This window comes from Mycobacterium lehmannii (assembly GCF_001499925.1).
Lineage (GTDB): Bacteria > Actinomycetota > Actinomycetes > Mycobacteriales > Mycobacteriaceae > Mycobacterium > Mycobacterium lehmannii.
The window spans coordinates 48,021-73,778 of sequence record NZ_LQIR01000068.1; the positions used below are offsets into that span (position 1 = coordinate 48,021).

Genomic DNA, 25,758 nt, shown 5'->3' on the forward strand with positions numbered 1-25,758 from the left:
TCACACCGCCACCGGAAGCGTGGCCCACCCTCTGACGCTGGAGGTGTGAGCGCGTTTGGCCGCCCCGTAATCGACTTCCCAGTCGGGCCATCGGCTCAGCACCTCCTCGATCGCCACCCGCGCCTGCATCCGCGCGAGCGCGGCGCCGAGGCAGAAGTGAATTCCGCGACCGAACGACAGATGAGTGGCCTGCCGGTGAATGTCGAACCGGTCCGCGTCCGGGTACTGTCGCTCGTCCCGATTCGCCGAACCGTTGATCAGCAGCATCACCGACCCCTCGGCGACCGTCTGGCCATAGAATTCGACATCACTTGCGACATATCGTGCCTGTACAGGCGAGGGTGCCTCGTAGCGCACCACCTCCTCGATCGCCGCGGGGATGAGGCTGAAATCCGCCGCGAGTTCGCGGCGTTGGTCCGGGTGGTCGGACAGCAGTTGTCCGGCAAAGCCGATCAGCCGTGTCGTCGTTTCGTTTCCTGCGCCGACGAGCGTGCCGGCGTAGGTCAACACCTCTCCGCGCGTCAACCGCCTGCGGCTACCGTTCCGTTCTTCGATCTCGGCGTTGACCAGTTCGGTCATCAGATCGTCTGATGGGTGGTCGTAACGCCAGTCGATGAACTCCTCCAGCATCGAGCCTTGCCGAGTCAGCATGTCGTCGGCCGCATCGACGAGTTCGCCGTTTTTGAGTTCGAGAAGCCGGTCGGTGTTCTGACGGATGGCGATCTGCCTGTCCTCCGGTATGCCCAACAGGTATCCGATGGTGCGCATCGGCATCCATGCGCCGAGGTCGGCGATGAAGTCGAATGTCTCGGTGTTCTCGAGGGGCTCCAAGGCGTGCCGGCAGAACTCTCGCGCCAGCGGTTCGATAGCCGCCATGCGCCGTGGCGTGAATACACCCGACAACAGGCGACGATGGAAGTCGTGGATCGGGGGGTCCTCGAACAGGATGATGCCCGGCGGTACCTCGACGCCGTTGAGGATGATGTCGATGGTGGTGCCTTTGCCCGAGCGGTAGTCCTGCCAGTTGGCCAGCTCACGGGCGACGTCGGTGTACCTGCTCAGCGCGTAGAAGCCGTACTTGTCGTTGTGGTAGAGCGGCGCTTCGTCGCGGAGCCTCTTCCATACGGTGTAGGGATCGTCGTCGATGTCGAAGTCGAACGGGTCGTAGTACGGTTCAACATTCACCCTGTAGGTCACACCGTGAGAATAGGCTTTACCGAACGTCATTGTGGCGGATTTCTCCCTCCCCAGGCTCCGGACGGGCGCCGCCGAGCGCCCATGTCACCGCCGCCTACCGCCAGAAACACCCGTATGAGAATATGAATTCTCACATCGCGGACCCTCGGGTGCACCTGCGTAGAACGGGATCGAAGGAGGCGGCAATGGCCCCAGCCGCCGTTCGCAGCTTCACCTTCGCCGTCGAGTTCCGGATCGCCGAATCCGAGCGAGTGGGACCGGTGCTCGCGCAGCACGAGGAAAGTCTTCGCGATCTCGGCGCGCAGTATGCGTTCGTGTACGAGTCGGTGGTCGACCCCGGGAAGGTTCTGGTCGTCATCGGTATCCGAACCGAGCGGCCGCTGCTCGACCTGCTCCGCTCGCCGTACTTCTTCGAGTGGTTCGACGCGGTCGGCATCGAAGACCTTCCCGCGGTCTTCGCCGGTGAGGTCGTCGAGCGCTTCGACCTCGGCGAGCCACCCGCGCCGGGCACCGAGGTGGTGGTCGCCGCCGTCACCCGGGTCCGGAACGTCGAGGTCTTCATGGCTCGCGTGCGCGACTCACTTGCCGACTTCGCCCGTTCAGGGATTCGCCGGACACTCGTGTACCGCGCCTTCGACACCCCGCGCGAAGTGCTCTTTCTTCATCAGCTTGCGACCGCCCGTACCGCGTTGCAGTGGGTCGCGGACTCCGACATCGCTTCGGAGTGGCTGAAATCCGCCGGCGTCGGTGCTTATCCGCCGGTCTTCGTCGGGCGGTTCGTCCACGCGATGCGACTGGCCGAGACGGCCGGGACGGATCTGCACTGATGTATGTCTGCCTGTGTCTCGGCATAACGATCGAGGCGGTTTCCGATGCCGTCGCCTCGGGCGCCAAGACATCGCGGCAGGTATCGGACGCGTGCGGTGCCGGATCGGACTGCGGCAGGTGTCGACGAACGATCCGCTCGATCATCAAATCCGCGGAAGCGGAATCGGAATCCGGTAGGAGAAGCACGGCATGAGCGATCGACATTCCAACATCGAGGGCGCGCGGATGCTCGTGATCGGCGCATCCTCGGGTATCGGCCACGCACTCGCGCGCGCGGCTCACACCAGGGGCGCCCGTGTTGCGCTCGCGGCCAGACGCGTCGAGCTCCTGTCCGAACTGGCCGAAGAGCTCGACGGTTCCGCGCACGAGCTCGACGTCTCCGATCCACGCGCCATCGAGCGGGTCGTCGACGAGGTGGCCATGAAGTTCGGCCAGCTCGACGCGGTGGTATTCACCAGCGCCGTGGTGCCGTTCGCGTTGATCGAGCAGACCGACGTCACGACGTGGCTGCACGCCTACGCCGTCAACGCGGTAGGCGCATCGCATGTGCTGCGGGCGGCGCTCCCCCACCTCGCCGACGACGCGGTTGTACTCGTCGCGTCGAGCCACGACGTCGGCAGGCCACGCGCCGGCGTCGCGGCCTACCACGCCAGCAAGGCCGCCCTGGACGAAATCCTGCGCTCATGGCGGGCCGAGCATCCGGAACTGGCCGTCATCCGTGTCAGCGTCGGCCCGACGGACGGCACCGAGATCCTCCGCGGGGCAGACCGCGACCTACTGGCCGACCTCTACCGGGCCTGGGCACAGGAGGGTCAAATCCCGGCGAAGATGTCCGCCGTCAACGACGTGGCCAACGCCATGCTGTCGTTGATCGCCATGTCCCGCGCCAACCCCACGGTCGTGAGCGACATAGTGCATCTGGCCCCCCGCCTGAGCACAGGCCGATAGAAGGGATCCGTCAATGGATTTGGGCTTCGAAGGGGCGACCGCGGTCGTCACCGGCGGCAGCAAGGGGATGGGACTGGCGATCGCCGAAACGCTCGGCGTCGAAGGCGCGTCGGTGGCGATCATGGCGCGCGGACGTCAAGGCTTGGACGCGGCGACCGAACGGATTCGCGATGCCGGGGCGCCCGAGGTGCTCGCATTGAGCGTCGACATGGCCGACGCCACATCGATCGCGGCGGGATTCGCCACCGTCAACAACACCTGGCGTCGGCTCAACGTGCTCGTGCACACGGTGGGACCGGACGCGGGCGCCTTCGAAGAACTCGATGACGACGACTGGCACGCCGCTTTCGATATGGGCACGATGGCCGCGGTCCGGTCGGTGCGTGCGGCACTCCCGATGCTGCGCGCCGCCGAATGGGCCCGCATCGTCACGCTGTCTGCGCATTCGATCCAACGTCAGAGTCCCCGACTCGTCGCCTACACCGCAGCGAAGGCCGCCTTGTCGAGCTTCACGAAGAATCTCTCGAAAAGCCTTGGACCCAAGGGCATTCTCGTCAACTGCGTATGCCCGGGAACCATCGTGACCGCCAGTTTCACCGAGATCCTTCGAGATGTGCTGGCCGACGACGGACTGGACTCCGCCGATCCGCACGATGTGATGACGTGGGTGGAGCGGACCTACGGGCACCCCTGTGATCTCGGCCGGGCTGGGCTACCGGAGGAAATCGCCTCGGCAGCAACTTATCTGGCATCGCGCCGCAACGGCTATGTCACTGGTGCCACGGTCAATGTCGACGGCGGCTCGGACTTCATCTGAACATGCGAGCGCCTTTGTAGGACGATCAGCTGCTCTTCGACATCTCTGCGGCGGCCGTGTCGGCCCACTGCGCCTGGTGCCGGCCCATCGTCATGGCGCCATTCCAACCGCCGTCGGTCCACAGCACCTCACCGCCGACATAACTGAACCGCGGGCTGCCGAGACAGACCAGCGGCCAGGCTTGTTCCTCGGCAGTCGAATACCGTCCGATCGGTCCGACCGCCTGATCGACGGTCTCCTTGCCCATCAGATCCTGGAAGGCTGGCATCATCGCCGTCTCGGTGGGGCCCGGGTTGATGCAGTTGATACGGATACCGCGGCGGCCGAGTTCGGGATACCACCAGCCCACCCACGCATCGATGATGTATTTCGAGTAGGCGTAGCCGCTCCACGACCACAACTTCTCGTTGGCGGTCAGCCATTCGATGGCGGCCTCGAACCCCCTGGTCTCGAGCAGCCCGGTGATGACCTTGATGTGGTCCTGCCAGCCGATCGCGGCCGACGACGAAATCACGCTGATGGCCGACCCCTCGGGCATCTTCGGCACGAGCTGCTCGGCGAGGTGACGCGCCCCGACGAAGTTGACCAGAATCGTGTCCCATTCGCTGAAAGGCGGACCGGGCAGCCCGGCACAGCTGAAGAGCCCGTCGACGGGGCCGTCGATGGAAGCCGCGACCTCTTCGATGCTCCTTGCGTCGCGTAGATCGATCTGTAGCGCGCGGGCGACGGGAACGGTGGTCGGCTTGATGTCCAGGGCGGTGACCGTCGCACCGAGATCGACGAGGATTTGCGCGGTCGCCTGGCCCATGCCCGACGCCGCACCCGTTACGACCACCGACTTGCCCCGGTACCTCAGCACATCGTCCATGGCACGCTCCCGTCGAGAATTTCATTTACTGATTGTGAGAACCTACGTTATCACCGGTGTACTGTCGCACCGTGACGGTTTCGAAGGGGGCCGCCCTGTGACCGCCGGCAGGCGCCCATTGCGCATCATTCAGTGGGCCACCGGCGGGGTCGGCTCCGAGATGATCACCACCATCTTCGATCACCGACCCGACCTCGAGTTGGTCGGGGCCCGCGTGTATTCCGACGCCAAGAACGGGGTCGACATAGGGACGCTCGTCAACAGAGCTCCCATCGGCGTCACCGCCACCACGGATGTCGCCGCAATCCTCGCACTGGACGCCGACCTCGTCTTGTACGCACCGTCTTTCACCGACCTCGACGATGTGTGTGCGCTGCTCGAGAGCGGGAAGAACGTGGCAACGCCGTCGTTTCTGTTCCACCCTCGCCGCATTCCCGAGGCCGACCGGGACAAGGTCCTGACGGCGTGCGAGAAGGGCAACAGCACTATCCACGGCAGTGGCCTCAACCCAGGCAACCTGTCTGGTGTGCTCCCGCTGGCGCTGTCGGGCATGAGCCGCACGATCGAGCGCTTGACCCTCCAGGAGAGAGCTGATTGGACGCTGTGGGAGAGCACTGGAATCACGTTCGATGGAATGTGGTTCGGTCGACCGGTTGATGAGGTGACGCCCACGGCCAACGGTTACCTGAGCTTCCTGACGAAGCTGTTCGTCGAGCAGACCTGGTTCATCTCCGACAGCTTGAACGCGGACATCGACGACGTCTCGGTGACCCTGGAGACGGTGCCTGCGAGCAAGGACCTCAAGATCTTCGACCACGTGGTGCGGCAGGGCAGCACGGCCGGCCAGCGGTGGAATTTCATCGGCCATCGGAACGGTGAACCGCTGATCGAATTCGAAACGCTCTGGACCGTCGGCGGCGAGTATCCCGACCACTGGCCGCAACCGCTCGACGGCTGGACACTGACCATCGAGGGCGACCCGTCCATGCGCACGCACTTCTTTCCGCTGGCCAGCTTCTCGCGCGAGGCATCCATCGAGGAGCACGTCCGCGCCGGCCTCATCACGGTGGCGATGCAGGTCGTCAATGCCATCCCGGCGGTCTGCGCGGCCCCGGCGGGTTTCGCGACGATGGCGGACCTGCCACTCATCCGTAGCTACACAGGATTTGGAAACAGGCGCGAAAGCTAGTCGCTGCGGTTGGTCCAGTGCGCGACAAACGGCGCGATGCCCGACAGGTCATAAAGCCCCGGCTCAGCCGCGACGACCGTGGGTATGGCGTTGATCGCGTGCATCGCGGTGGCCAGGCAGCCCTGTTCGGCGTGGTCTTCACCGGGAGACCCGATTTCGAGGTGTATTCGCATGCTCGGCTCACCTTCGAAGGCCAGATCGTATCCAATCTCGTTCGGCCAGTGCGGGGCCAGATCGTCAGCCATGCGGGTGAGATGCTCGACCGATATCGTGGTCTCGCCGCAGTCGACGACCACGCCGAACCGCATGGCACCGACGGTGCCCGAGGGGATCTCGCCCGCGGCGACGGTCAACGCGCGCGGCGTCGTCACGACCTCACGGAAGCCCTCGACCGCGCGGATTCGCAGTCCGAGCGCCTGAGCGAGCACCGTCGCGCTGCCGATCCATGCGCTCGCCGCATACTCGGCGTTCGCGAGCAGCGGGGTGGTGTCGTCGGGTGCGTGCCCGAAACCCATGGCATTGAAGACCAGGTCGTGACTGGCGTAGGTGGAGTAGTTGAGCACTTCGCGGACTGTGATCCGGTTCGTCTGCTGGGTGAGCCGCGACAGGAGGGGCGCGATCGACTCGCCGAAGAAGCCCGGGTACAGGCCCACCCCGAGGAATGATGATCGGCCCGTTTCACAGGCATTTTCGATGTCGTCGGCCAGCGATTCGTGCAGTGAGCGCGGATGGACGAACCTGCTTCCCGTGGCGACAACATTCTTACCCGAAGCGAGCAGGTCACAGACATCGGCGAAGCAGCCCGGGGTGTCGGTCTCGACCTTGCCCATATAGAGCACGACGTCGGCATCGGTGGCGATGATGGCGTCGCGGTCGTCGCTGGTGACCACTCCGGCCTCACCGGCACCGCACAGCGTGCCCGCGTCGACACCGGCTTTCGCCGGATCGTAGACCCGAACACCGACGACAGAGAGATCCGGCCGCCCGATGATGTGGCGAAGCGCCATCATTCCCGTCACACCGGTCGCCCACTGAATTACTCGCGTCATACGGGTGCCCCTCAATTCCACACGACGTCGAGGCGAGAGGGCGAGCGGAACATCGTCCCGGTGATGTATGGCGCAGGCGCGTCGGGATCGAGCCGGAGTCCGGGCAATTCGTCGAACAAGGCGTTGAAGATCTTCGTGGTCTCGAGCCGAGCCAGATGCATGCCCAGGCAGACATGGGCCCCGTGCGCGAACCCGATGTGCGGCTTGCGTTCCCGGAAAATGTCGAACTCCTCCGGTTCGTCCCACCGCGTTTCGTCGTGGTTCGCGCTGCCGAGACTGAGCATCATCGTCGCGCCCGCGGGTACGTGAACCCCGCCGATCTCGGTGTCGCAGGTGACCTCGCGCATGAAATTGAGCAGCGGGGTTTCCCAGCGGATGCCTTCCTCGATCGCCTGCGGCAGCAGGCTGCGGTCGGCGCGCACCGCGTCGAGCTGATCAGGATGGGTGAGCAATGCGTAGGCCAGGCTGGCAGTCGAGCGTGACGTGGTCTCGGCGCCCGCGGGCAGTAGGTTGCGCATGAAACCGTAGATCTGTTCGTCGGACATCTTGACGCCGTTGATCTCCGCACCCGCGAGGATCGACACCATGTCATCCCTGGGCGCTTTCCGCTTCTCGGCCAGAATCCCGACGAAGTACTCCTTCATCTTCGCCGACGCCCGCATCGCGCGGTCCATGTCGGCGCGGAAGCCCAGCAGGTCGATCGCGAGTCGGTGGAAATGCAGCACATCGGAATCGGGCAAACCCAACAGGGCAGCGATCACACGTACCGGAATTGGCATGAACACCGCGTCGACCAGGTCGGCCCGCTTGGCGGCCTTGATCTTCGCGATGGTCTGGTCCACCAGCGGGCCGACGAGTTCGGTATCCCAACGCTTCATCGATGAGCGAGCGAAGGCGAACTCGTGCAGCTTGCGGTAAATCGCGTGTTCGGGATCCTGCATCTCGAGGATGGTGGGGCCCTGAAGTGGCCGTACCACGTCCTCGTAACACCGGGTGCTGAAGGTGATGTTGTCGGTGAAGATCGCCTTGACGGTGTCGAACGTGTACGCCGTGAAGGTCGGCGGGCCGTCTTCCGAATTGCCGATCATCCCCATCTCGGGCCACCCGGCATGCACCGGCGCCTGTGCCCGCAGCTCCTTGAGGAAGGGGTACGGCGTGGCGTCACCGTCGGCGCCCATGCCTGCGTTGAATTTGTCTTGAGCGTCTCGAATACTCTGCTCGAGATCTTCGACGCTCGCCGGCTCGAACATGCGACGACTCCTCACTGCGGATCGGCCGCTATCAACATACACCCTGGTGGTTGCCGACCTCCATCATGTACGTTTGGCCGGAGTCAAGCCAAAGCCTCAGCGAAAAACACACCAGGAGCGATCGATTGGTAACTCGAGTCGTCCAATGGGCCACGGGCGCCGTCGGTCGCGCTGCGCTCGCCGAACTCATTGAGAACCCTGATTTTCAATTGGCCGGCGTGCTGGTGTACGACCCGGCGAAGGCTGGACAGGACGCCGGGTCGCTGTGCGGCCTTCCGGCGACCACCGGCGTCCTCGCTACCACGGACAAGGACGAGATCTTCGGACTCGGTGCCGACGTCGTCATCCATGCCGCCAGCAAGGCCCATGCCGTTGACACCAACGCCGATGACATCTGCCGACTGCTTGCGGCGGGTACCGACGTCATCACGACGACGTCCTACAACCACCTGCCGACCTACGGCGCCGAGACCGAGGCCGCTTTCGTCGAAGCATCCCGGACGGGACAGTCCCGCTTCCACGCCGCGGGAGAGAACCCGGGATTCATGTTCGAACGCCTGGTGGCGACCGTGACGGGGCTGAGCAAGTCAATCGATCGAATCGACCTCTACGAAGCGACCGATGTCTCGGCGGTCAACAGCCGACCCATGCTCGTCGACCTGATGGGTATGGGCCGAGCACCCGAGGACGTCAGCGTCGACTCGCCGATCATCAAGAAGCTCGACATGGCGTATCGTCAGGCGCTCAACGCCACCGCCGACGTTCTCGGCGTCACGCTGTCGCACGTCGAGGTCTCCGTTGATGCCACCACGCTTCCGCACGACCTCGAGGTGACGGCTGGCACTATCGAGGCGGGAACGGTCGTCGGCCAACGGTTCTCATGGGTCGGACACTGGTCAGGCCGCCCACTGCTGGCCATCCACGAGGAATGGGTCCTCACGCGGGATCTGCCCCAGTGGGGGCTCACGCCGCTTGCCCCGGGAGAGAAGGCGCCGCTGATCCGCGCCGTCATCAAGGGCGAACCGAGTTTCGAGCTCGCGCTCGACGTCGGCTGGGACGGCAAGGTGCCCAACGGGCGGCACGCGCAACCGGGGCATCTGATGATCGCAATGGGCGCAGTCCGGGCGATCCCTTACGTGAGGGCCCAGCCGCCGGGGATCGTCACGGCACCGGTGTTCGGTGCGATCCAGCTGGGCAGCCAGCGCCGAAACTGAGCTTCTGGAGACACATTCGCGCCTCCGTCGCGCCCAGCTCAGTCTCGGCAGGCGCTCACCGCGCGTGCGATGGTGTCGCTCGGCGCCGTGTGGAATACGTGTCCGCTTCCGTCCGGTAGCACTCGGCGCGCGATCAGGTAATCGGAGCCCAGCCAACCCTGCCTGATGTAACGGCCGAATCGGAGGAAGGTCCCCGGGGCTCCGCTCGCCGACGGCACGAGCTTCACCTGCTCGATTCCGTGCTTGACACCTTCGCCGGTCAGCGGCCTCGCAGCCGCCAAGCCGCGGGCGATCACGGTCGCGACGTCGTGACACAGGCCCGGCATCGAGTGCGCCGGTCGGCGTCCGTAGCGCGCCTCGAACCGGTCGAGGAAGGCCTGTCCGACGCGGTTGCGCTCGTCGTAGCTGTCAAGACCGATCCAGCCGCGCAGGTGATGCATCCACTCGGCGTTGATGTGCGCCATCTCGAACGCCGTCGTGGTGTAGCGCGGCGGATCCCAGCCGGCACTCTCCAAGGCGTCCGAGAAGCCCCACAACCCGTGGCCGAAACCGACGTGCACCAGCGCATCGGGACCGGCCGCCCGCAGTTGGGCGACCACCGCCTCCTTGTCCGCTTCGACCTGAGGGATGGCCGCCGTGGCGACGACCTTCAATCCCGCTGCGGAATAAGCCTTCTCGGCGAACGCCAGATACTCCTTGCCGATGAGAGAGGCCTCATAAGCGATGGCGATGCGCGACCTTGCGTCGCCGAGCATCACCGCGGCAAGCATGACCGGCTCTTCGGGCATCGACCCGTTGTTGAGCGCGAACGTCCACTCCCCCAGCGCCTCCTCCGATCCCGACAGGATGAGATTCGGAACCTTGGCCACGCGGTCGGCGTGCGCGGACAGCGGCACCGCGTTATCGGAGACGTACGGGCCGAAGATGACCAGGCAGCCCTCGGCGACCAGCTCGTCGTAACCGCGTTCGACGGCATGGTAGGTGCCATTGGGCAGGCCGATGACGTCGCGCCGCACCACTTCGATCGGCCGATCGACAAGCCCGGCGGAGCCCGCTTCCTCGAACACCAGCCGCAACGTGTCCAGCGTATCGTCCTCGGTGCTGGACCTGGTCGGATAGTCGTTGAGCAGACCGACTTTCAGCGGGGCCACTGAACCGTATGCGCGGGCCTTTTCCTCTGCCATCCCCGCAACATACACAATGAATGTCGCTAGGATGACCCTATGGCCAAGCGTGGTGGCACCGAATCCGAACGACGCGCTCGCGGAGATCAAACCCGTCGTGACCTCGTCGACGCCGGTCGCGTCCTGTTCGTCGAGAAGGGCTACTTCAACACCAGCATCGGCGACTTGGTCACGACTTCTGGCGTCGGCACCCGCGGCGCCTTCTATCACCACTTCAAGGACAAGGCCGAGCTCTTCCGCGCGGTGTTCGAGGAGGTCGAACGAGACCTCACATTGCGTTCGCTGTCCTCCCCGCCGCGCGGCACGGATTCGTGGGAGCGGCTCTGCGCAGGTCTTCACGGCTTTCTCGAGTCTGCACTCGAACCCGAGGTGCAGCGCATCATGCTGGTTGACGGGCCTGTCGTCTTGGGCTGGCGGACACTTCGCGCGATCCAGGAGGACAACAGCATCGCGTTGATCAACGAGATGGTACGCAATGCCATCGCCGAAGGCAGCATCGACGATCTGCCCGTCGCCGAACTGACGCACATGCTCGTCGCATCGCTCGAGGAGGGCGCGCTTCTGGTGGCGCACGCGAAGAGCCCCGGCCGAGCACGCGGTCGTGCGGCACGGATTCTCGACCGGCTTCTGCTCAGCTTCGCTACGGAGCCGCGCAAGGTGGTCAGGCGGTAGCAGTGGTTGATTCGCGACTCGGGATGGTGGCCTACCGTATGGAAATGAGCGTTTTCATTTTTGATTATTGTTCTTCTACTGAGCTGATAATGTGGCTTCGCCCACGTCTGAAGGAGACCTAATGCCAGACGCGCCACCACTGCGAGTCGCCGTAGTTGGAGCGTCTGCGGGTCTGGGCCGGTGCATCGGTCTGGGCCTCGCGAAGGAGGGCGCCAAGGTTGCGTTCCTCGCTCGACGTCGTGACCGCCTCGAGAACGCCGCCAAGGAGGCGGGCAGCGGTGCGGTAGCCGTCGCGTGTGACGTCACGGACGCGGGCGCCTGCCAACGCGCGATGACAGCCGTCGTTGAACAATTCGGTGGTCTCGACGCCCTCGTCTACACGACCGGCGTCGGTGTTCTCGCCCCGCTGACCGAGGTGACAGCCGAGCAGTGGGCAAATCTCTTCGCCACCAACGTCACCGGCGCCTCACTCATTACCGCGGCGGCTGCACCTCACCTGGCCGCCAACGCCGGCTCGGCGGTGTACCTCTCGTCGCTCAGCGCTTCCTACTCCGCCCCATGGCCCCTGCTGGGTGCCTACGCGGTATCAAAGGCAGCGTTGGACAAACTGGTCGAGGCCTGGCGGATCGAACACCCCAACATCGGCTTCACCCGCCTGGCGGTCGGCGACTGCTTCGGCGGTGAAGGAGACTCCCAGACCGAGTTCAACAAGACCTGGGATCCGCAGGCGCTCGAGAACGCCATCCGGTTCTGGATGGACAACGGCTACATGCAGGGCGGTCTGGTGGAAGCCGATCACCTCGTTGACGTCGTGCACAACGTACTTCGTTGCGGAAACAGCAGTTTCATCCCATACCTGACATTGGCTCCCAGACCGTCGGGCGCGGTGGCCGAACTTCGACAGTGGTGAAGGACACTCGTGACACACGAATCGCGCATGCTCATCGACGGCAAGCTCGTCGAATCAGAAACAGGCCGGCAGTTCGACAACATCAACCCCGCGACCGAGGAGGTCCTCGGCGGCACCGCCGACGGCACCCGCGCCGACATGGAACGGGCGGTGGCGGCCGCCCGCCACGCGTTCGACCACACCGACTGGTCGCGAGACGGACAGGCCCGTGCCGCCGGACTGCGTCAACTGCAGGCGGCGCTCGAGGCCGAACGCGAGGAGATCCGCAGCGAGCTCATCGCGGAGGCCGGCTGCCCGCTGCTGAGCACGTTCGGACCACAGCTCGACGTGCCGCTCAAGGAAGCCCTGGGTTGGCCGGCCGATATGATCAGTCAGTTCCCCTGGAAACGAACACTTCCCGATAAGGATGCGTTCGGCATGGGGACCCTCGCTGCCCGTGAAGTGTGGAAGGAACCTGTCGGAGTCGTCGGCGTCGTCACGCCGTGGAACTTTCCGTTCGAGATCATCCTCAACAAGATCGGGCCGATTCTCGCCATGGGCAACACGATGGTGCTCAAGCCCGCTCCCGATACGCCCTGGAACGCCACCCGCATCGGCCGGATCATCGCCGAGCAGACCGACATTCCGCCTGGGGTGATCAACATCGTCACCTCGTCGGATCATCTGGTCGGCGAGGTGCTCTCGACCTCTCCCCTCGTCGACATGGTGGCCTTCACCGGGTCGACGGCGACCGGCCGGCGCATCATGAAGGCCGCCGCCGACACGGTCAAACCGACATTCCTCGAACTCGGCGGCAAGTCGGTGTACCTGGTGCTCGACGACGACGGCGACATCAGTGCATCGGTGGGCGGCAGCGCGTTCATATCCATGCATGCCGGACAAGGCTGCGCCATGCCGACCCGGTTGCTGGTGCCCCACAGTCGCTACGCCGAGGCGGTCGAGATCGTCAAGGTCGCCATGGAGAAGAACAAGTACGGTGACCCCACCGACCCCTCCGTGTTGCAAGGCCCTCAGGTTTCCAAGCGCCAGCAGGACCGGGTGATGGGCTATATCGAGAAGGGTAAGCAGGAAGGGGCAAGGGTCGTCACCGGCGGCAACGTTCCTTCGCACCTCGAGAAGGGTTTCTTCGTCGAGCCAACGGTTTTCGCCGACGTCGACAACCGGATGACGATCGCCCAAGAGGAGATTTTCGGCCCGGTGTTGTCGGTCATCGGATTCGACGACGACGACGATGCGGTGCGCATCGCCAACGACTCCATCTACGGCTTGTCGGGCGTGGTGTTCGCCAACGACCTGGACCGAGCCAAGTCGGTCGCGAGCCGGATCCGCACCGGGACCCTCGGAATCAACGGCGGCCTCTGGTATGGCGCAGACGCCCCCTTCGGCGGCTACAAGCAATCCGGTGTCGGTCGGCAATGCGGCATCGAAGGCCTCGAAATCTTTACCGAAACCAAGACTGTCGGCTGGCCGAAGGGGGCATAGATGAAATCACGTGCGGCCGTGTTGCGCGGCGTGGGCATCGATTGGGAAGTCACCGACATCGAACTGGACCCGCCCCGCGCCGGTGAGGTTCTGGTCAAGATGGCCTACGCCGGGATCTGCCATTCCGACGAACACTTCTACACCGGCGACAGCGTGCCCAGTCCGGAGATGGAAGAACTGATGCGGGCCTCCGGTGTGCCGGTGCCGGAGTGGTTCCCGATGCTCGGCGGGCACGAGGGAGCCGGCATCGTAGAAGACGTCGGTCCTGAGGTGAAGACGCTCAAACCCGGTGACCACGTGGCGGTCTCGTTTTTCCCCGCATGTGGCACCTGCCGCTGGTGCGTGACCGGGCACACCTATCTGTGCGACGTCGGCGCCGACATCTACAGCAAGGCCATGACCACCGACGGCACGTGCAGGCGCCACGTCGGCGACGAAGACCTGATGGCGATGATGCAGGTCGGCACGTTCTCCGAATTCGTGATCGCGTCCGAGCGCTCACTAGTCAAGATCAACGACTGGGTGCCGTTGGAAGCGGCTTCCCTCGTATCCTGCGGTGTCACAACAGGGTTCGGTTCCGGTTCGGTGGCGGCAGGAACCGAACCCGGCGACACCGTCGTGGTGGTGGGTGTGGGCGGTATCGGTATGAACGCCGTGCAGGGTGCGAAGGTCGCCGGCGCCAAGCACATCGTCGCCGTCGACCCGAACGAGTTCAAACGGGAGATCGCTCCCACCTTCGGCGCCACGCACACCGCCGTCGACGCTGGCGCGGCCCTGGAACTGGTCAAGGAGATCACCTGGGGCGTCATGGCAGACCGCGTCGTACTGACGCCGGGAGTGGTGCCAGCCGACCTGGTGATGGTGGCGCTGATGCTGCTGCGCAAGGGCGGCACCTGCGTGCTGACCGGCATGGCGAAGGTCAGCGACATGATGGTCCCGCTGAGCCTGCCCGACATGGTGAGTTCGTGTAAGACCCTCAAAGGGGTCCTCTACGGCGAGATGAATCCCCGCGAAGCCATGCCGAGGCTGCTGTCGATGTATGAGGCGGGCGCCATCAAGCTCGACGAGTTGATCACCCAGAAGTACAAGCTCGACGACATCAACGAGGCGATGAAGGACCTGCGCGCCGGCAGCAACATCCGCGGGGTCATCGCCTTTTAAGTACGCAGCCGCGACGGCGTTTCGGAACGACTCGCAGCGGTGCAGGGTAGAGTCGGTTTCATTCAGGGGCTGAGCCCACGCCTCGCAGTAAGTCTGCCTGCCTGCAGGGGTGTGATGCTTTCCAGTTCCGACGTGGCTTTCCACGGTGACCGATGACCAGCGACAGAAGCGTGAGAACCGAGGCGCCGGGTGGAGCAGCCGGCTGGCACTCTGTTCCTCACCCCGTGGTCATGGTCGACCGCGCGGGTGTCATACGCGGGCTGAGCGACTCCGCGCGCTCCCTCTTGCCAGACGCCGAGGTCGGGGCCAGATTCGTTGACACTGCGCCGCCGTGGTTGACGTGCGCGCATGTCCGATTTCTGCGAGACCAGGTGGTCGACGCCGCGCAGGCGTCGACCATGGGGGAGCTCACAGGACGCAATTTCGAGGCACGTCCCTCGGCGCTGCCCGGCGGCGAGGTCGCGTGGTGGCTGGTCGAAGACACCCACCGGACGCTGCGGAATGCGCAGGAGGAGCTGGCAAGGGAACGCGGGCGCGCTGCGCTTCTCGACGACGTCTCTGCGGTGCTGATGACATCGCTGAACTTCGAGCGCTGCATGGAGGCGACGGCGCAGATGGCGGAGCGTCATCTGGCGGACGCCGCGGTGGTCGTCGCACCCGTCAGGGGTGAGCGGATGCCTGTCGTCTGCAGCGGAGCCGACGGTGCCGCAGAACACCGCAGCGTGGAAGCCGACCCCGCCGAGGTGTCGGGCCTCAGCGAGGCGCTTCGCGGGTTCCCGCCGGTCCCGTCGCGCTGGATCGACCCCGCGTCTGTGCCCGACTGGTTGATTCCATCGCACTTCGTCGGGCAGGTCGGGTCGGTCCTGATCACGCCGCTGCCCGGCCACGGCGTTCCGGCCGGCGCGCTCGTGTTGTTGCGCCGCGGCTCGCACACGGCATTCAGCGAGAACGAGGAACGGTTCGCCCGGCTGTTCGCGACCCGCGCGGGTGCGGCGCTCTCCGCGGCGCGGCTGTATGCCGAACAGTCGGCGATCACCCGCACCCTGATGCACGAGCTGCTGCCCCCTACTCTGGCAGCAAACGAGGATTTCGAGCTCGCCGGCGGTTACCGTGCGTCAGCAGACCATGAGTTGGTCGGTGGCGACTTCTACGACGTCCATCCCGCCGTGGACGCCGACGGCGAAACCCTTGTTGTTCTCGGTGACGTCTGCGGCAAGGGCCTGGAGGCCGCGGTCCTCAGCGGCAAGATCCGCAACACGCTGCAGGCGCTCGCGCCCCTGGCCGACCAGCACGAAGCGGTTCTCAAGCTGCTCAACAGCGCGCTGCTGACCCCCGACAACAGCCGCTTCGCCACGGTGGTGCTCGCCTCCGTCGCGCACCGCGACGGTCAGTTGAAGTTGCGGCTGACCTGCGCCGGGCACCCACCCCCGCTGATCGTGCGGAACGACGGAACAGTGGAGCAGACGGACACCCGTGGCATGTTGGTCGGCGCGCTGCCGCAGTTCAAAGCGCGCTCGACCGAGGTCTCGCTGGCCCCCGGCGAGACGTGCCTGCTCTACACCGACGGTCTGTCCGAAGCCCGCGGCGGCCCACTCGGCCAGGAGGCCTTCGGCGAAGAACGCCTGATCGGCGCGTTGGCGCAATGCGCGGCGCTGCCCGCCGAAGCGGTCGTCGAGCGGATGATGATGCTCGCCTCGCAGTGGGTAACCGATCGGGAACACGACGACATGGCCGTCGTAGCCATCACGGCGCCGCGCCGGACACATCTCAGTGCGGTCGACGGCCACACTGCAGGCAGGTATATAGCGTGAGCGGATCGGACATCGGCGCGGGAACAGCCGCCGCCGATCCCGCAACGGTGCGTGAGCGACTGTGGCAAGCGGCGCTCGGCGGTGACGAGCAGACCGCGGTTGCGGCCGTCTTCGCAGCGGTGGACGCGGGAATGACGCCCGAGGATGCTCTGCTCGAGGTGATCGCGCCCGTTCAACGCAGGGTCGGCGCCGAATGGGCGGCCAACCGGATCACCGTCGCGCAGGAGCACGCGGCCACCGCGATCAACGATCGCGTCATCGCGGCTCTGTCGCAGCACCCCTCCGGCGAATCCACCGACGAGGCCGGGCGGGTCACCGTGGCCTGCGTGGACGGGGAATGGCACGCGCTACCGGCCCGGCTGCTCGCGGAAGTTCTGCGCCTGCGCGGCTGGCGGGTGGACTTCCTCGGCGCCCAGGTGCCGACGCCGCACCTGATCGCGCATCTGCATCAGCACGCGCCCGACGCGGTCGCGCTGTCGTGCTCGATCCCGACTCGCCTACCCGCCGCGCACGCCGCGATCACGGCGTGCCAGGCCGCGGGCGTCTCGGTGCTCGTCGGCGGCGCCGCGTTCGGCCCCGACGGCCGTTACGCACGGCTTCTCGGTGCCGACGCGTGGGCACCGGATGCCCGGGCCGCCGCGCAGTGCCTGCGCGCCGACATCGGTCGACTACGCCTCACCCCGAACCGGCAGGCGGCGGAGCAGCTACCGCACCTGGCCGACCAGGAGTACTCGATGATCAGCACCGCCAAACCGCAACTGGTCAAGTCGACCGTCGCCGAGTTGGAGAACCGCTTCCCCGCGATGCGGGACTACAGCGAGGCGCAGCGCGAACACACCACCGAGGACATCGCCCACATCGTCGACTTCCTCGCGACCGCCCTCTACATCGACGACCACGAGTTGTTCACCGGGTTCATCGTGTGGACGGCCGAGGTGCTCAGTTCCCGTGACGTACCGGCGGCCTCGCTGATTCCCGCACTAGAGTTGCTGTCCGCTCAGCTGCAAGACTTTCCCCGAGCTCAGCGCCACCTGGCCGCTGCGCGCATTGCCCTGGCCCCCGACACCACACCGATCGCATGACACTCACCTTGAAGTCCGACGTCACGATTCCCTCGGCACGCATCCACGTCGCCGGCGACCTCGACTACGGACACACCGCACCCCTCGTGGACGCCGTCTGCGAGCTGCTCGCCACCAACATTGGCGTGAAAGACCTGCACCTCGACTTCGCCCAGTTGGAGTTCCTCGACTCCACCGGACTGTCGGCGCTGCTGGTGATTCACCGAGAGGTGACACGCTCTGGTCTCAAGCTGCACCTCGACAACCGGCCACGACAGCTCGACCGCGTCCTGGAGATCACCGGCCTGCTCGAACATCTCACGTCGGGTGAAACCACCGCTCCCCAGCGCTCTGACGAAATCGAGATCGGTTGAGCGACATGGCCGGACGGGTTTCCGCGCTGCACCGCTACCCGGTGAAATCGATGCTCGGAGAAGTACGCGACCGGGTCCGGATCGGGCCGATGGGCGTCGACGGCGACCGCCGGTACGCCCTCATCGACGAGGAGACCGGACGAGTCGCCACCGCCAAGCACCCGCGGCGGTGGAGCACCCTGTTGCAGTGCGCGTCGACGACCGGCGAGGACGGTAGCGTCACGGTTACCCTGCCCGACGGGCGAAGTATGCCGGTCACCGAGGCGGCCGAGCCGCTGTCCGAACTGCTCGGGCGCACAGTGCATGTCGCCGACGAGCGGGCTGCCGGCGTAGTTCTCGAGCGGTCCGATCCGCTGGAGGTGCTCGCACACGGCATCGACGCCGAGTTCGATCCGGTGCTGCTCGAACTCGGGCAGGGTGCACCCGGCGGCGCGTTCGTCGACCACTCGCCGGTGCATCTGATCACCACTGCCACGCTCGACGCGATCGGCGTGGGCCCGGCTGAGGCGCTGCGGTACCGACCCAACGTCGTCATCGACGTCGGGTCCGAGCCCTTCGTCGAGAACGAATGGGTGGGAGCCCAAATCGAGCTCGGTGAGGCCACGCTACGCGTCACCCTGCCCACCCCACGCTGCGCCGTTCCGACACTGCGACATGGTGCGACCGAACGCCTTCCGGATGCCGTGCGGTACCTGCTGGACCACAATCGCGTCGACGTGCCGGGCTTCGGTAAGGCGCCGTGTGCGGGGGTCTACGCCGAGGTGGTCGCCGTCGGCACCGTCAGTACCGGCGATAAGGTGCGAGTACGCCCGCCGCAGCGGTGACCGCGTCGGTGACTCGGTCGACGATCGGACTATCCAGTTTCCAGCACTGCCAGAACAGCGGGACATCGAGATACGCCTTCGTGATCCGCACGAAGGCGCCGTCGTCCAAGTGGGGCCGGGCCAGTGCCTCGGGGAACATCCCCCACCCCAATCCGGCTTCGACCGCGGCTCCGAAGCCCTCCGCCGTCGGCACAAAATGCTGGGGACGGGATAGGTCGCGACGAAACACCTTGCGCACCAACATGTCCTGTAGAGCGTCGTCGCGGTTCCATGCCAGGGACGGCGCGTGGGCGGCCGCTGCAGCAGTGAAGCCGTCGAGCAGATACCGGTCGCGATACCCGGGACTGGCCACCGGTAGATAACGCATAACCCCCAGAGGCTGCACGCGGCATCCCGAGACCGGCGTGCGCTCGGTCGTCACCGCGCCCATTACCACGCCCTCTCGCAGCAGCCGCGCCGAGTGGTCCTGGTCTTCGATGCGGATGTCCAACAGCACATCGCCTAAGGGCGCGAACACGTCGGTGAACCAGGTGGCCATCGAATCGGCGTTGACCGCCATCGCGATTCGCGGAGCGACGCCACGTCCGCCTGCCATTTCCGCCAGTGCCTCGGCCTCCAACAACGCGGTCTGCGCCGCCAACCGCAACAGCGGTACGCCTGCCGTGGTTGCGCTGCAGGGCTTTTCGCGGACCACTAGCACCTGCCCGACCCGCTGTTCGAGCGCCTTGATGCGCTGACTGATCGCCGACGGCGTGACGTGCAACCGTGAGGCTGCCGCGTCGAACGAACCGTGCTCGATCACCGCGGCGAACGCCGCCAACTGCTGAGCGTCAACCGTCACATTAGTGATGCTAATGCAGCAGGAGAATCATTAGCTGTATTGATGCAAGGCCCAGCCCTACCGTCAAGCCATGACCTCTTCGCTGGTGATGGGTTTCTCGGCCTCGTTGGCGTTGATCGCCGCGATCGGTGCGCAGAACGCGTTCGTGCTCCGCCAGGGGATCCGCCGCGAGCACGTGCTGGCGGTCGCTGCGGTATGCACGGTGTCCGACGTCGTGTTGATCGCCGCGGGCATCGCCGGGTTCGGGGTGCTGATCCGCGCACACCCGGGCGCACTCGAGGTGGCCAGATTCGGCGGCGCGGCGTTCCTCGTCGGCTACGGCATCATCGCGGCGCGACGCGCCCTGCGGCCCTCCGCGCTGACCCCCTCCGAGGAAGGACCGTCCCGCCTGCTCGAGGTGCTGGTCACCTGCCTGGCACTGACCTGGTTGAACCCGCACGTCTATCTCGACACCGTGGTGCTTCTCGGCGCGCTGGCCAACGAACACCGCGACGGACGCTGGCTGTTCGGCGTCGGGGCGGTCACCGCCAGCGCGGTCTGGTTCTTCAGCCTGGGACTGGGCGCGCGCCGGTTGGCCGGGCTGTTCGCCACGCCGATGACGTGGCGTGTGCTCGACGGTGTGATCGCGGCCTCGATGATCGGACTCGGCCTGTCGTTGGCCTTCGCCTGACACAATCGCGGTGATGTCGCCGTCGAGGAAGCGGGTATGAAGAGGTGATGACGAAACCCTCCGCCTCAGGTAAATCCGTTTTCATCACTGGGGCCGCCGCCGGAATCGGGCGCGCCACTGCGCTGACGTTCGCCCGCAACGGATACGTCGTCGGTGGATACGACATCGACGAGATCGGGCTGAAATCGCTGGCCGACGACATCGAGCAGCTGGGCGGTGTCGTGCACACCGGCCATCTCGACGTCACCGACCCCGACGAGATGGCCGCGCGAGTGCGGGAGTTCGCCGAGGCCGCTGGTGACCGGCTCGACGTGATGATCAACAACGCGGGGATCCTGCGCGCCGGTCGTTTCGAGGAGATGGACATCGCGGGTCACCACAAGGAGATCGACATCAACGCCAAGGGCGTCGTCAACGGTCTGTATGCGGCGTTTCCCTACCTGCGAGAAACCCCGGGCTCGGTTGTCGTGAACCTGTCTTCCGCGTCGGCGATCTACGGTCAGGCCGAGCTGGCCAACTACAGCGCCACCAAGTTCTTCGTCCGCGGGATCACCGAGGCTCTCGACATCGAGTGGAACCGATACGGCATCCGGGTCATCGCGATGTGGCCGCTGTATGTGCAGACCGCGATGACCCACGACGTCAAGACCGGCACGACGGACTCGCTGGGCATCCGGCTGACCGCACAGGACATCGCCGACGCGATCCTCGAGGCCATCGAACCGTCGCGGCTGCGGCGGGCCATCCACCAGGTGCACTTCCCCGTCGGCAAGCAGACCAAGGTGATGACGATCGCCTCCCGGTTCTCGCCGGGCTGGCTGACCCGTTACGCGAACAAGAAGCTGTCGCATTCCTGACGCCCACCGGCATCTGTTGAGGTTCAAATCGGGCTGATCGCAACGGATGTCTCATACGCGGCGCACGACGTACGGTCCGGCGCATGAACGAGGACTGGCTCGCCGTCATTGTCGGCCTTTCGCTGCTTGCGCTCGTCCTGGTGGGCGCGATTCCGGGAAGCGTGATCCCGTGACCGAACAGACGACCACGACGAGAACAAAGTCTCCGTCTTCGGGGGCCGGTTACGCCGTCGCCGGGGTGCTCGTGGTGCTCGCGCTGGGCGCCGTCACGCGCTACCTGGAAGCGCAGGTGCCGCAGTGGGCCGACGGCACCGCCTTCGAGCGCGTCGCGAAGTCCATCGAATTCCCGGTCTACGCCATCGCTTTGGGCCTACTCGGCAACTTCGTGCTCTCACGCCTGGCCCTACGCGACGCGCTGTCGCGCGGCTTCCGCACCGAGTTCTTCATCAAGACCGGTCTGGTGCTGCTCGGTGCGTCGATCAACCTCAAGGTGCTCGTCACCGCGGCGGGCCCGGCCATCGTCCAGGCGCTGCTGTTGATCTCGATCGTCTTCGGCTTCACCTGGTGGCTGGGCGGTGTGCTGCGACTCGAGGACAAACTGCGTGCGCTGCTCGCGTCGGCGGTGTCGATCTGCGGGGTGAGCGCGGCCATCGCAGCGGCAGGTGCCGTGCAGGCCAAACGCGAGCAACTGGCCTACGCGGCGTCTCTGGTCATCGCGTTCGCGCTGCCGTCGATCTTCCTGTTGCCTTGGCTGGCAGACGTTTTCAACCTCTCCGACGCGGTGGCCGGCGCCTGGATCGGCGGAAACATCGACACCACCGCCGCCGTCGCCGCATCCGGCGCCATCGCCGGTGAGGACGCGCTACAGATCGCGACGATCGTCAAGACCACCCAGAACGCGCTGATCGGGGTCGTCGCAATCGCGCTGACCGCCTACTTCGCGCTGAAGGTGGAGCGCAAATCGGGCGCCGAGGCGCGGCCGTCGATCGGGCAGTTCTGGGAGCGCTTCCCCAAATTCGTGCTCGGCTTCGTCGTCGCGTCAATCGTGGGCACGCTGTATCTGGCGTCGGGCGGGGACAAGTCGGCGGTCAGCACGGTCAACGACCTGCGGACGTGGTTCCTGATCTTCGCGTTCGTCGCGATCGGCCTGGAGTTCTCCCTGAAGGGGCTGCGGGAGGCTGGTTGGCGACCGGTGGCGTTGTTCGCCTCGGCGACCGTGGTGAACATCGTCGTGGCACTGGGTCTGGCCGTCGTGTTGTTCGGGAACTTCCAGGTCGGTTAGCTACGCTCGCCGGGTGGCCACGGGGCTGAATCGACGAGGCTTCCTGACGATGACCGCCGGCGCGGCGCTCGTCACCGCCGGATTCACGGCCGGATGCGGTTCGGACAAACCTGGCACCGTGGCCAAGGACGGCTCGGTCACCGTCAAGCACGTCTTCGGCGAGACCAAGATCCCCGGTCCGCCCGCGCGGGTGGTCAGCGCCGGGTTGACCGAGCAGGACGACCTGCTCGCGCTCGGCGTCGTACCGGTCGCGGTGACCGACTGGTTCGGAGGCGAACCGTTCGCGGTATGGCCCTGGGCGCGAGCCAAACTCGGCTCTGCACAACCAGCCGTGCTCAGCCTCGCCGAGGGCATTCAGGTCGACCAGATCGCAGGGCTGAACCCCGACCTCATCGTCGCCACCAACGCCGGACTCGATTCGGACACCTACTCGAGGCTGTCGGAGATCGCGCCGACCGTCGCGCAGGCTGGTGCCGAGGCGTTCTTCGAGCCGTGGAAACAACAAGCCACCACCATCGGGCAGGCGGTGTTCAAACACGACGAGATGCAGGCGCTGCTCGTCGCCGTCGGCGACAAGTTCATCGCGGTCGCCGAAAGCAATCCCGGTTTCGCGGGCAAGACGGCGGCGCTACTGCACGGCCGGCTGGACAACGGAGAACCGAAAGCCGTGACGCCCGCATGGCGCACCGAGTTCCTCACCGCCATGGGTCTGAGCGTCACCGACGGACTCGGCGCCGACGTGTTGATCTGGGCCACCGAGTCCGACGAGGAACAGTCCGCGCTGCTGGCCGAGCCGAGGGTCGCCGAGCGCGGCACGGCGAACGTCTTCACGGGCAAGGAACTCGCGGGCGCGATCGCCTTCGCCTCACCGCTGTCCTACCCGCTGGTGGCCGACCAACTGCCGGCGCGCATCGCCCAAGCCCTCGCCTGAGAAGATTGCGCGGTGACCGCCGACATTGAGGCCGAGCACCGCGGGTTCGCGACCACGGGATCGGCCTACTACCCGACGCTGGTCGCGGTCTTCACCGGCTTGGTCCTGATATCCAATATCGCCGCTACTAAAGGCGTCGCGTTCGGGCCGCTGCTGACCGACGGTGGATTCCTCGTCTTCCCGCTCACCTACGTCATCGGTGATGTTTTGAGCGAGGTATACGGGTTCAAAGCCGCCCGGCGCGCGGTGATCATCGGCTTTTGCATGCAGGCGTTGGCGGTACTCGTGTTGTGGGCGACCGTGCACCTCCCTGCTGCGCCCGACTACACCAACCAGGAGGCGCTCGCCAGCACCGTCGCGTCCATCACCGGGTTGGCGACCGCCGGGCTGGCCGGCTTCCTCGTGGGACAGTTGGTCAACGCCTGGGTGGTGGTGCGTATCAAGGCACGCACCAAAGAGAAGCACCTGTGGGCCAGATTGCTTGGCTCGACAGTCGTCGGCCAGTTCGCGGACACGTTGGTGTTCTGTGCCATCGCCGCACCGATCATCGGATTCGGCGATATGCGCTCGTTCGTGGTGTACGCCGCTCTGGGATGGGTCTACAAGACCGCGGTGGAAGTGGTCGTGCTGCCCGTGACGTACCGGGTGATCGCCTTCATCAAGCGCCGCGAGCCGACGTATCGGCCCGCCGCTTGAGGCATCGCTAAAACTCCTCTGGCAAGGCTCATAGAGCAGGCGTATTGCAAGCTACTCGCGGGTAATTTCGCAGGTATGACCGTGACAGCCGAAATGGAACGTGACGTGCCGGACGCCGGCGCGATGCCGATCCGCGACTACGGGGATCGGGCGCTGTTGCTCGAGTTCGACACCACCGCCGAGGTGTTGGCGTGGAGCGAGGCGATCCGACGGGCCGATCTGCCCGGCGTCCTCGACATCGTCCCCGCCGCGCGAACCGTGTTGGTCAAGCTCGCCGAGCCCAGGTATCAGGCGCCGACGCGACAGCGTCTCGGCGGGTTGCGCATCGACGCCGATCCGGAGGCCGAGCTGATACCACCCGCCGGCGGCCGCGCCGACCTCACCATCGACGTCGTCTACGACGGACCCGATCTCGACGAGGTGGCCCGACTGACGGGGCTGACCCCTGACGACGTCATCGCCGCACACACCGGCAGCATGTGGCGGGTCGCGTTCGGCGGGTTCGCACCGGGCTTCGCCTATCTCGTCGGCGGTGACCGCAGGCTCGAGGTGCCGCGGCGATCCGAGCCGAGGACCAAGGTGCCTGCCGGCGCCGTGGGTCTGGCGGGCGAGTTCAGCGGTATCTATCCGCGCGAGTCGCCCGGCGGCTGGCAGCTGATCGGCCGCACCTCGGCGGTGCTGTGGGACATCAACCGAGACAGCCCGGCGCTGCTGACATCGGGCATGTGGGTCCAGTTCCGGGCGGTCGAGTCATGACGACGACGCTGGAGATCCTGCGCTCCGGACCGTTAGCTCTGGTCGAGGACCTGGGCCGGCCCGGCTTGGCGCATATGGGCGTGGGCCGCTCCGGCGCCGCCGACCGCAGCTCGCACACACTGGCCAACCGGCTGGTGGCCAACCCCGGCGATCGGGCCACCATCGAGGTGACGTTCGGCGGGCTGGCGGCGCGGGTGCACGGTGACGATATCGCCATCGCGGTCACCGGCGCCGACACCGATCCGACCGTCGACGGAGCGTTGTTCGGCACCAACAGCATCCACTACGCCCGCGACGGTGAGGTGATCTCGCTCGGTGCGCCGCGTGCCGGCCTTCGGACATATCTGGCGGTGCGCGGCGGCATCGACGTCGAACCGGTACTGGGCTCGCGGTCGTATGACGTGATGTCGGCGATCGGTCCGCAGCCGCTGCGGACAGGCGATGTGCTGCCCGTCGGCGAGCACACCGAGGACTTCCCCGAACTCGACCAGGCTCCCGTCGCGGCCATTGAGGACGACGTGCTCGAGTTGACTGTGGTGCCCGGCCCGCGCGACGACTGGTTCGTCGATCCGGATGTATTGATTCGCACGAACTGGCAGGCGACCAACAAGAGCGACCGCGTGGGCATGCGGTTGGTCGGCGGGCCGCTCGAGTATCGCTGGCCGGACCGGCAACTGTCGAGCGAGGGCGCCACAAGGGGCGCAATTCAGGTGCCGCCGAACGGTTTTCCCGTCATCCTCGGGCCGGATCACCCGGTCACGGGTGGGTACCCGGTGATCGGTGTGGTCGCCGACGAGGACATCGACAAGGTCGCTCAGGTGCGGCCCGGGCAAACGGTGCGGATGCATTGGTCGCGGCCGCGCCGACCGTTCGGGGACCGTTAGTC

At 65.9% G+C, this 25,758-nt stretch carries 27 protein-coding genes; 21 read left to right on the plus strand and 6 right to left on the minus strand.

The window, feature by feature from the left end; all coding sequences use genetic code 11:
- Positions 1–1,227 (minus strand): cytochrome P450, encoded by a 1,227-nt coding sequence (locus AU192_RS23400; protein WP_064399925.1) that lies wholly within the window; start codon positions 1,225–1,227, stop codon positions 1–3.
- A 155-nt stretch (positions 1,228–1,382) separates the two neighbouring features.
- Between AU192_RS23400 and AU192_RS23405 the strand changes: the two genes are divergently transcribed.
- The 4 genes from AU192_RS23405 to AU192_RS23415 are packed head-to-tail and all read left to right on the plus strand — an operon-like array spanning position 1,383 to position 3,790.
- On the plus strand, positions 1,383–2,024 hold the full coding sequence (locus tag AU192_RS23405; protein ID WP_064399926.1) for a hypothetical protein: 642 nt from the start codon (positions 1,383–1,385) through the stop codon (positions 2,022–2,024).
- Positions 2,024–2,218 (plus strand): (2Fe-2S)-binding protein, encoded by a 195-nt coding sequence (locus tag AU192_RS25290; RefSeq protein ID WP_082693544.1) that lies wholly within the window; start codon positions 2,024–2,026, stop codon positions 2,216–2,218. Before AU192_RS23405 ends, AU192_RS25290 begins: the two co-directional genes overlap by 1 nt.
- On the plus strand, positions 2,215–2,973 hold the full coding sequence (locus AU192_RS23410; RefSeq protein WP_064399927.1) for an SDR family oxidoreductase: 759 nt from the start codon (positions 2,215–2,217) through the stop codon (positions 2,971–2,973). Before AU192_RS25290 ends, AU192_RS23410 begins: the two co-directional genes overlap by 4 nt.
- A 13-nt stretch (positions 2,974–2,986) precedes the next feature.
- Positions 2,987–3,790: an SDR family NAD(P)-dependent oxidoreductase gene (locus AU192_RS23415; RefSeq protein WP_064399928.1), complete on the plus strand. Its 804-nt coding sequence runs from the start codon at positions 2,987–2,989 to the stop codon at positions 3,788–3,790.
- Positions 3,791–3,815: 25 nt separating this feature from the next.
- Here AU192_RS23415 and AU192_RS23420 read toward each other — a convergent pair whose 3' ends face one another.
- Positions 3,816–4,658, minus strand: a complete 843-nt coding sequence (locus tag AU192_RS23420) for an SDR family oxidoreductase (protein ID WP_064399929.1) — start codon at positions 4,656–4,658, stop codon at positions 3,816–3,818.
- Positions 4,659–4,818: 160 nt separating this feature from the next.
- Here AU192_RS23420 and AU192_RS23425 point away from each other — a divergent pair, with 160 nt between their 5' ends.
- On the plus strand, positions 4,819–5,847 hold the full coding sequence (locus AU192_RS23425) for an NAD(P)H-dependent amine dehydrogenase family protein (RefSeq protein ID WP_064400039.1): 1,029 nt from the start codon (positions 4,819–4,821) through the stop codon (positions 5,845–5,847).
- Here the strand turns inward: AU192_RS23425 and AU192_RS23430 are convergent.
- Both AU192_RS23430 and AU192_RS23435 read right to left on the minus strand, forming a co-directional pair.
- Entirely contained in the window at positions 5,844–6,896 is a 1,053-nt protein-coding gene (locus AU192_RS23430) for an NAD(P)H-dependent amine dehydrogenase family protein (protein WP_064399930.1), read from the minus strand. The genes AU192_RS23425 and AU192_RS23430 overlap by 4 nt on opposite strands.
- 11 nt (positions 6,897–6,907) lie before the next feature.
- Complete coding sequence (locus AU192_RS23435) at positions 6,908–8,146, minus strand: cytochrome P450 (protein ID WP_064399931.1); 1,239 nt, start codon at positions 8,144–8,146, stop codon at positions 6,908–6,910.
- A 125-nt stretch (positions 8,147–8,271) separates the two neighbouring features.
- Between AU192_RS23435 and AU192_RS23440 the strand changes: the two genes are divergently transcribed.
- Positions 8,272–9,360 (plus strand): NAD(P)H-dependent amine dehydrogenase family protein, encoded by a 1,089-nt coding sequence (locus AU192_RS23440; protein WP_064399932.1) that lies wholly within the window; start codon positions 8,272–8,274, stop codon positions 9,358–9,360.
- A gap of 38 nt (positions 9,361–9,398) precedes the next feature.
- On the opposite strand, the gene AU192_RS23445 is transcribed toward AU192_RS23440, so the two are convergent.
- Positions 9,399–10,544 (minus strand): ABC transporter substrate-binding protein, encoded by a 1,146-nt coding sequence (locus tag AU192_RS23445; protein ID WP_064399933.1) that lies wholly within the window; start codon positions 10,542–10,544, stop codon positions 9,399–9,401.
- 39 nt (positions 10,545–10,583) lie between these two features.
- Between AU192_RS23445 and AU192_RS23450 the strand changes: the two genes are divergently transcribed.
- The 8 genes from AU192_RS23450 to AU192_RS23485 all read left to right on the plus strand — a co-directional run bounded on the left by AU192_RS23450 (position 10,584) and on the right by AU192_RS23485 (position 18,839).
- Positions 10,584–11,216 (plus strand): TetR/AcrR family transcriptional regulator, encoded by a 633-nt coding sequence (locus tag AU192_RS23450; RefSeq protein ID WP_064399934.1) that lies wholly within the window; start codon positions 10,584–10,586, stop codon positions 11,214–11,216.
- Between the two features lie 121 nt (positions 11,217–11,337).
- Complete coding sequence (locus tag AU192_RS23455) at positions 11,338–12,126, plus strand: SDR family oxidoreductase (RefSeq protein ID WP_064399935.1); 789 nt, start codon at positions 11,338–11,340, stop codon at positions 12,124–12,126.
- 27 nt (positions 12,127–12,153) lie between these two features.
- Entirely contained in the window at positions 12,154–13,608 is a 1,455-nt protein-coding gene (locus AU192_RS23460; protein WP_064400040.1) for an aldehyde dehydrogenase family protein, read from the plus strand.
- The gene (locus AU192_RS23465; RefSeq protein WP_064399936.1) at positions 13,609–14,769 is read left to right on the plus strand and encodes an NDMA-dependent alcohol dehydrogenase; all 1,161 of its coding nucleotides are present in this window, start codon (positions 13,609–13,611) and stop codon (positions 14,767–14,769) included. It begins immediately after the preceding gene.
- Between the two features lie 152 nt (positions 14,770–14,921).
- A complete protein-coding gene (locus AU192_RS23470; protein WP_064399937.1) occupies positions 14,922–16,580 on the plus strand; it encodes a PP2C family protein-serine/threonine phosphatase in 1,659 nt (552 codons plus the stop codon).
- Positions 16,577–17,662 (plus strand): cobalamin B12-binding domain-containing protein, encoded by a 1,086-nt coding sequence (locus AU192_RS23475; RefSeq protein ID WP_064399938.1) that lies wholly within the window; start codon positions 16,577–16,579, stop codon positions 17,660–17,662. The genes AU192_RS23470 and AU192_RS23475 overlap by 4 nt, the downstream gene beginning before the upstream one ends.
- Entirely contained in the window at positions 17,659–18,015 is a 357-nt protein-coding gene (locus AU192_RS23480) for an STAS domain-containing protein (protein ID WP_064399939.1), read from the plus strand. Before AU192_RS23475 ends, AU192_RS23480 begins: the two co-directional genes overlap by 4 nt.
- Before the next feature lie 5 nt (positions 18,016–18,020).
- Positions 18,021–18,839 carry an MOSC domain-containing protein gene (locus AU192_RS23485; protein ID WP_064399940.1) on the plus strand — a complete coding sequence of 273 codons (819 nt, stop codon included), beginning with the start codon at positions 18,021–18,023 and terminating at the stop codon, positions 18,837–18,839.
- Here the strand turns inward: AU192_RS23485 and AU192_RS23490 are convergent.
- Positions 18,796–19,680 (minus strand): LysR family transcriptional regulator ArgP, encoded by an 885-nt coding sequence (locus tag AU192_RS23490; protein ID WP_064399941.1) that lies wholly within the window; start codon positions 19,678–19,680, stop codon positions 18,796–18,798. The two genes, AU192_RS23485 and AU192_RS23490, sit on opposite strands and share 44 nt — an antisense overlap.
- 70 nt (positions 19,681–19,750) lie before the next feature.
- On the opposite strand from AU192_RS23490, the gene lysE reads away from it, so the two are divergent.
- From lysE to AU192_RS23525, 7 genes are all read left to right on the plus strand, one after another.
- Positions 19,751–20,350, plus strand: coding sequence for an L-lysine exporter (lysE, locus tag AU192_RS23495; RefSeq protein ID WP_064399942.1), 600 nt, complete (start codon positions 19,751–19,753; stop codon positions 20,348–20,350).
- 47 nt (positions 20,351–20,397) lie between these two features.
- A complete protein-coding gene (locus AU192_RS23500; protein ID WP_064399943.1) occupies positions 20,398–21,207 on the plus strand; it encodes an SDR family oxidoreductase in 810 nt (269 codons plus the stop codon).
- A 169-nt stretch (positions 21,208–21,376) separates the two neighbouring features.
- Positions 21,377–22,489 (plus strand): YeiH family protein, encoded by a 1,113-nt coding sequence (locus AU192_RS23505; protein ID WP_064399944.1) that lies wholly within the window; start codon positions 21,377–21,379, stop codon positions 22,487–22,489.
- Between the two features lie 13 nt (positions 22,490–22,502).
- Entirely contained in the window at positions 22,503–23,420 is a 918-nt protein-coding gene (locus AU192_RS23510; protein ID WP_064399945.1) for an ABC transporter substrate-binding protein, read from the plus strand.
- A gap of 12 nt (positions 23,421–23,432) precedes the next feature.
- Positions 23,433–24,116, plus strand: a complete 684-nt coding sequence (locus AU192_RS23515) for a queuosine precursor transporter (RefSeq protein ID WP_064399946.1) — start codon at positions 23,433–23,435, stop codon at positions 24,114–24,116.
- Between the two features lie 75 nt (positions 24,117–24,191).
- Positions 24,192–24,872: a 5-oxoprolinase subunit B family protein gene (locus AU192_RS23520; protein ID WP_064399947.1), complete on the plus strand. Its 681-nt coding sequence runs from the start codon at positions 24,192–24,194 to the stop codon at positions 24,870–24,872.
- Positions 24,869–25,756 (plus strand): 5-oxoprolinase/urea amidolyase family protein, encoded by an 888-nt coding sequence (locus tag AU192_RS23525; protein ID WP_064399948.1) that lies wholly within the window; start codon positions 24,869–24,871, stop codon positions 25,754–25,756. Before AU192_RS23520 ends, AU192_RS23525 begins: the two co-directional genes overlap by 4 nt.
- Positions 25,757–25,758 lie beyond the last annotated feature (2 nt).

What these genes read in the sequence shown, in the direction of transcription:
- AU192_RS23415 (WP_064399928.1), top strand. Translation starts at nt 2,987, where the DNA reads ATGGATTTGGGCTTCGAAGGGGCGACCGCGGTCGTCACCGGCGGCAGC.
- AU192_RS23465 (WP_064399936.1), top strand. Translation starts at nt 13,609, where the DNA reads ATGAAATCACGTGCGGCCGTGTTGCGCGGCGTGGGCATCGATTGGGAA.
- AU192_RS23430 (WP_064399930.1), bottom strand. Translation starts at nt 6,896, where the DNA reads ATGACGCGAGTAATTCAGTGGGCGACCGGTGTGACGGGAATGATGGCG.
- lysE (WP_064399942.1), top strand. Translation starts at nt 19,751, where the DNA reads ATGACCTCTTCGCTGGTGATGGGTTTCTCGGCCTCGTTGGCGTTGATC.
- AU192_RS23445 (WP_064399933.1), bottom strand. Translation starts at nt 10,544, where the DNA reads ATGGCAGAGGAAAAGGCCCGCGCATACGGTTCAGTGGCCCCGCTGAAA.
- AU192_RS23425 (WP_064400039.1), top strand. Translation starts at nt 4,819, where the DNA reads ATGATCACCACCATCTTCGATCACCGACCCGACCTCGAGTTGGTCGGG.
- AU192_RS23405 (WP_064399926.1), top strand. Translation starts at nt 1,383, where the DNA reads ATGGCCCCAGCCGCCGTTCGCAGCTTCACCTTCGCCGTCGAGTTCCGG.
- AU192_RS23435 (WP_064399931.1), bottom strand. Translation starts at nt 8,146, where the DNA reads ATGTTCGAGCCGGCGAGCGTCGAAGATCTCGAGCAGAGTATTCGAGAC.
- AU192_RS23450 (WP_064399934.1), top strand. Translation starts at nt 10,584, where the DNA reads ATGGCCAAGCGTGGTGGCACCGAATCCGAACGACGCGCTCGCGGAGAT.
- AU192_RS23460 (WP_064400040.1), top strand. Translation starts at nt 12,154, where the DNA reads ATGCTCATCGACGGCAAGCTCGTCGAATCAGAAACAGGCCGGCAGTTC.
- AU192_RS23470 (WP_064399937.1), top strand. Translation starts at nt 14,922, where the DNA reads ATGACCAGCGACAGAAGCGTGAGAACCGAGGCGCCGGGTGGAGCAGCC.
- AU192_RS23420 (WP_064399929.1), bottom strand. Translation starts at nt 4,658, where the DNA reads ATGGACGATGTGCTGAGGTACCGGGGCAAGTCGGTGGTCGTAACGGGT.
- AU192_RS23525 (WP_064399948.1), top strand. Translation starts at nt 24,869, where the DNA reads ATGACGACGACGCTGGAGATCCTGCGCTCCGGACCGTTAGCTCTGGTC.
- AU192_RS23500 (WP_064399943.1), top strand. Translation starts at nt 20,398, where the DNA reads ATGACGAAACCCTCCGCCTCAGGTAAATCCGTTTTCATCACTGGGGCC.
- AU192_RS23455 (WP_064399935.1), top strand. Translation starts at nt 11,338, where the DNA reads ATGCCAGACGCGCCACCACTGCGAGTCGCCGTAGTTGGAGCGTCTGCG.
- AU192_RS23410 (WP_064399927.1), top strand. Translation starts at nt 2,215, where the DNA reads ATGAGCGATCGACATTCCAACATCGAGGGCGCGCGGATGCTCGTGATC.
- AU192_RS23485 (WP_064399940.1), top strand. Translation starts at nt 18,021, where the DNA reads ATGGCCGGACGGGTTTCCGCGCTGCACCGCTACCCGGTGAAATCGATG.
- AU192_RS23520 (WP_064399947.1), top strand. Translation starts at nt 24,192, where the DNA reads ATGACCGTGACAGCCGAAATGGAACGTGACGTGCCGGACGCCGGCGCG.
- AU192_RS23400 (WP_064399925.1), bottom strand. Translation starts at nt 1,227, where the DNA reads ATGACGTTCGGTAAAGCCTATTCTCACGGTGTGACCTACAGGGTGAAT.
- AU192_RS25290 (WP_082693544.1), top strand. Translation starts at nt 2,024, where the DNA reads ATGTATGTCTGCCTGTGTCTCGGCATAACGATCGAGGCGGTTTCCGAT.
- AU192_RS23480 (WP_064399939.1), top strand. Translation starts at nt 17,659, where the DNA reads ATGACACTCACCTTGAAGTCCGACGTCACGATTCCCTCGGCACGCATC.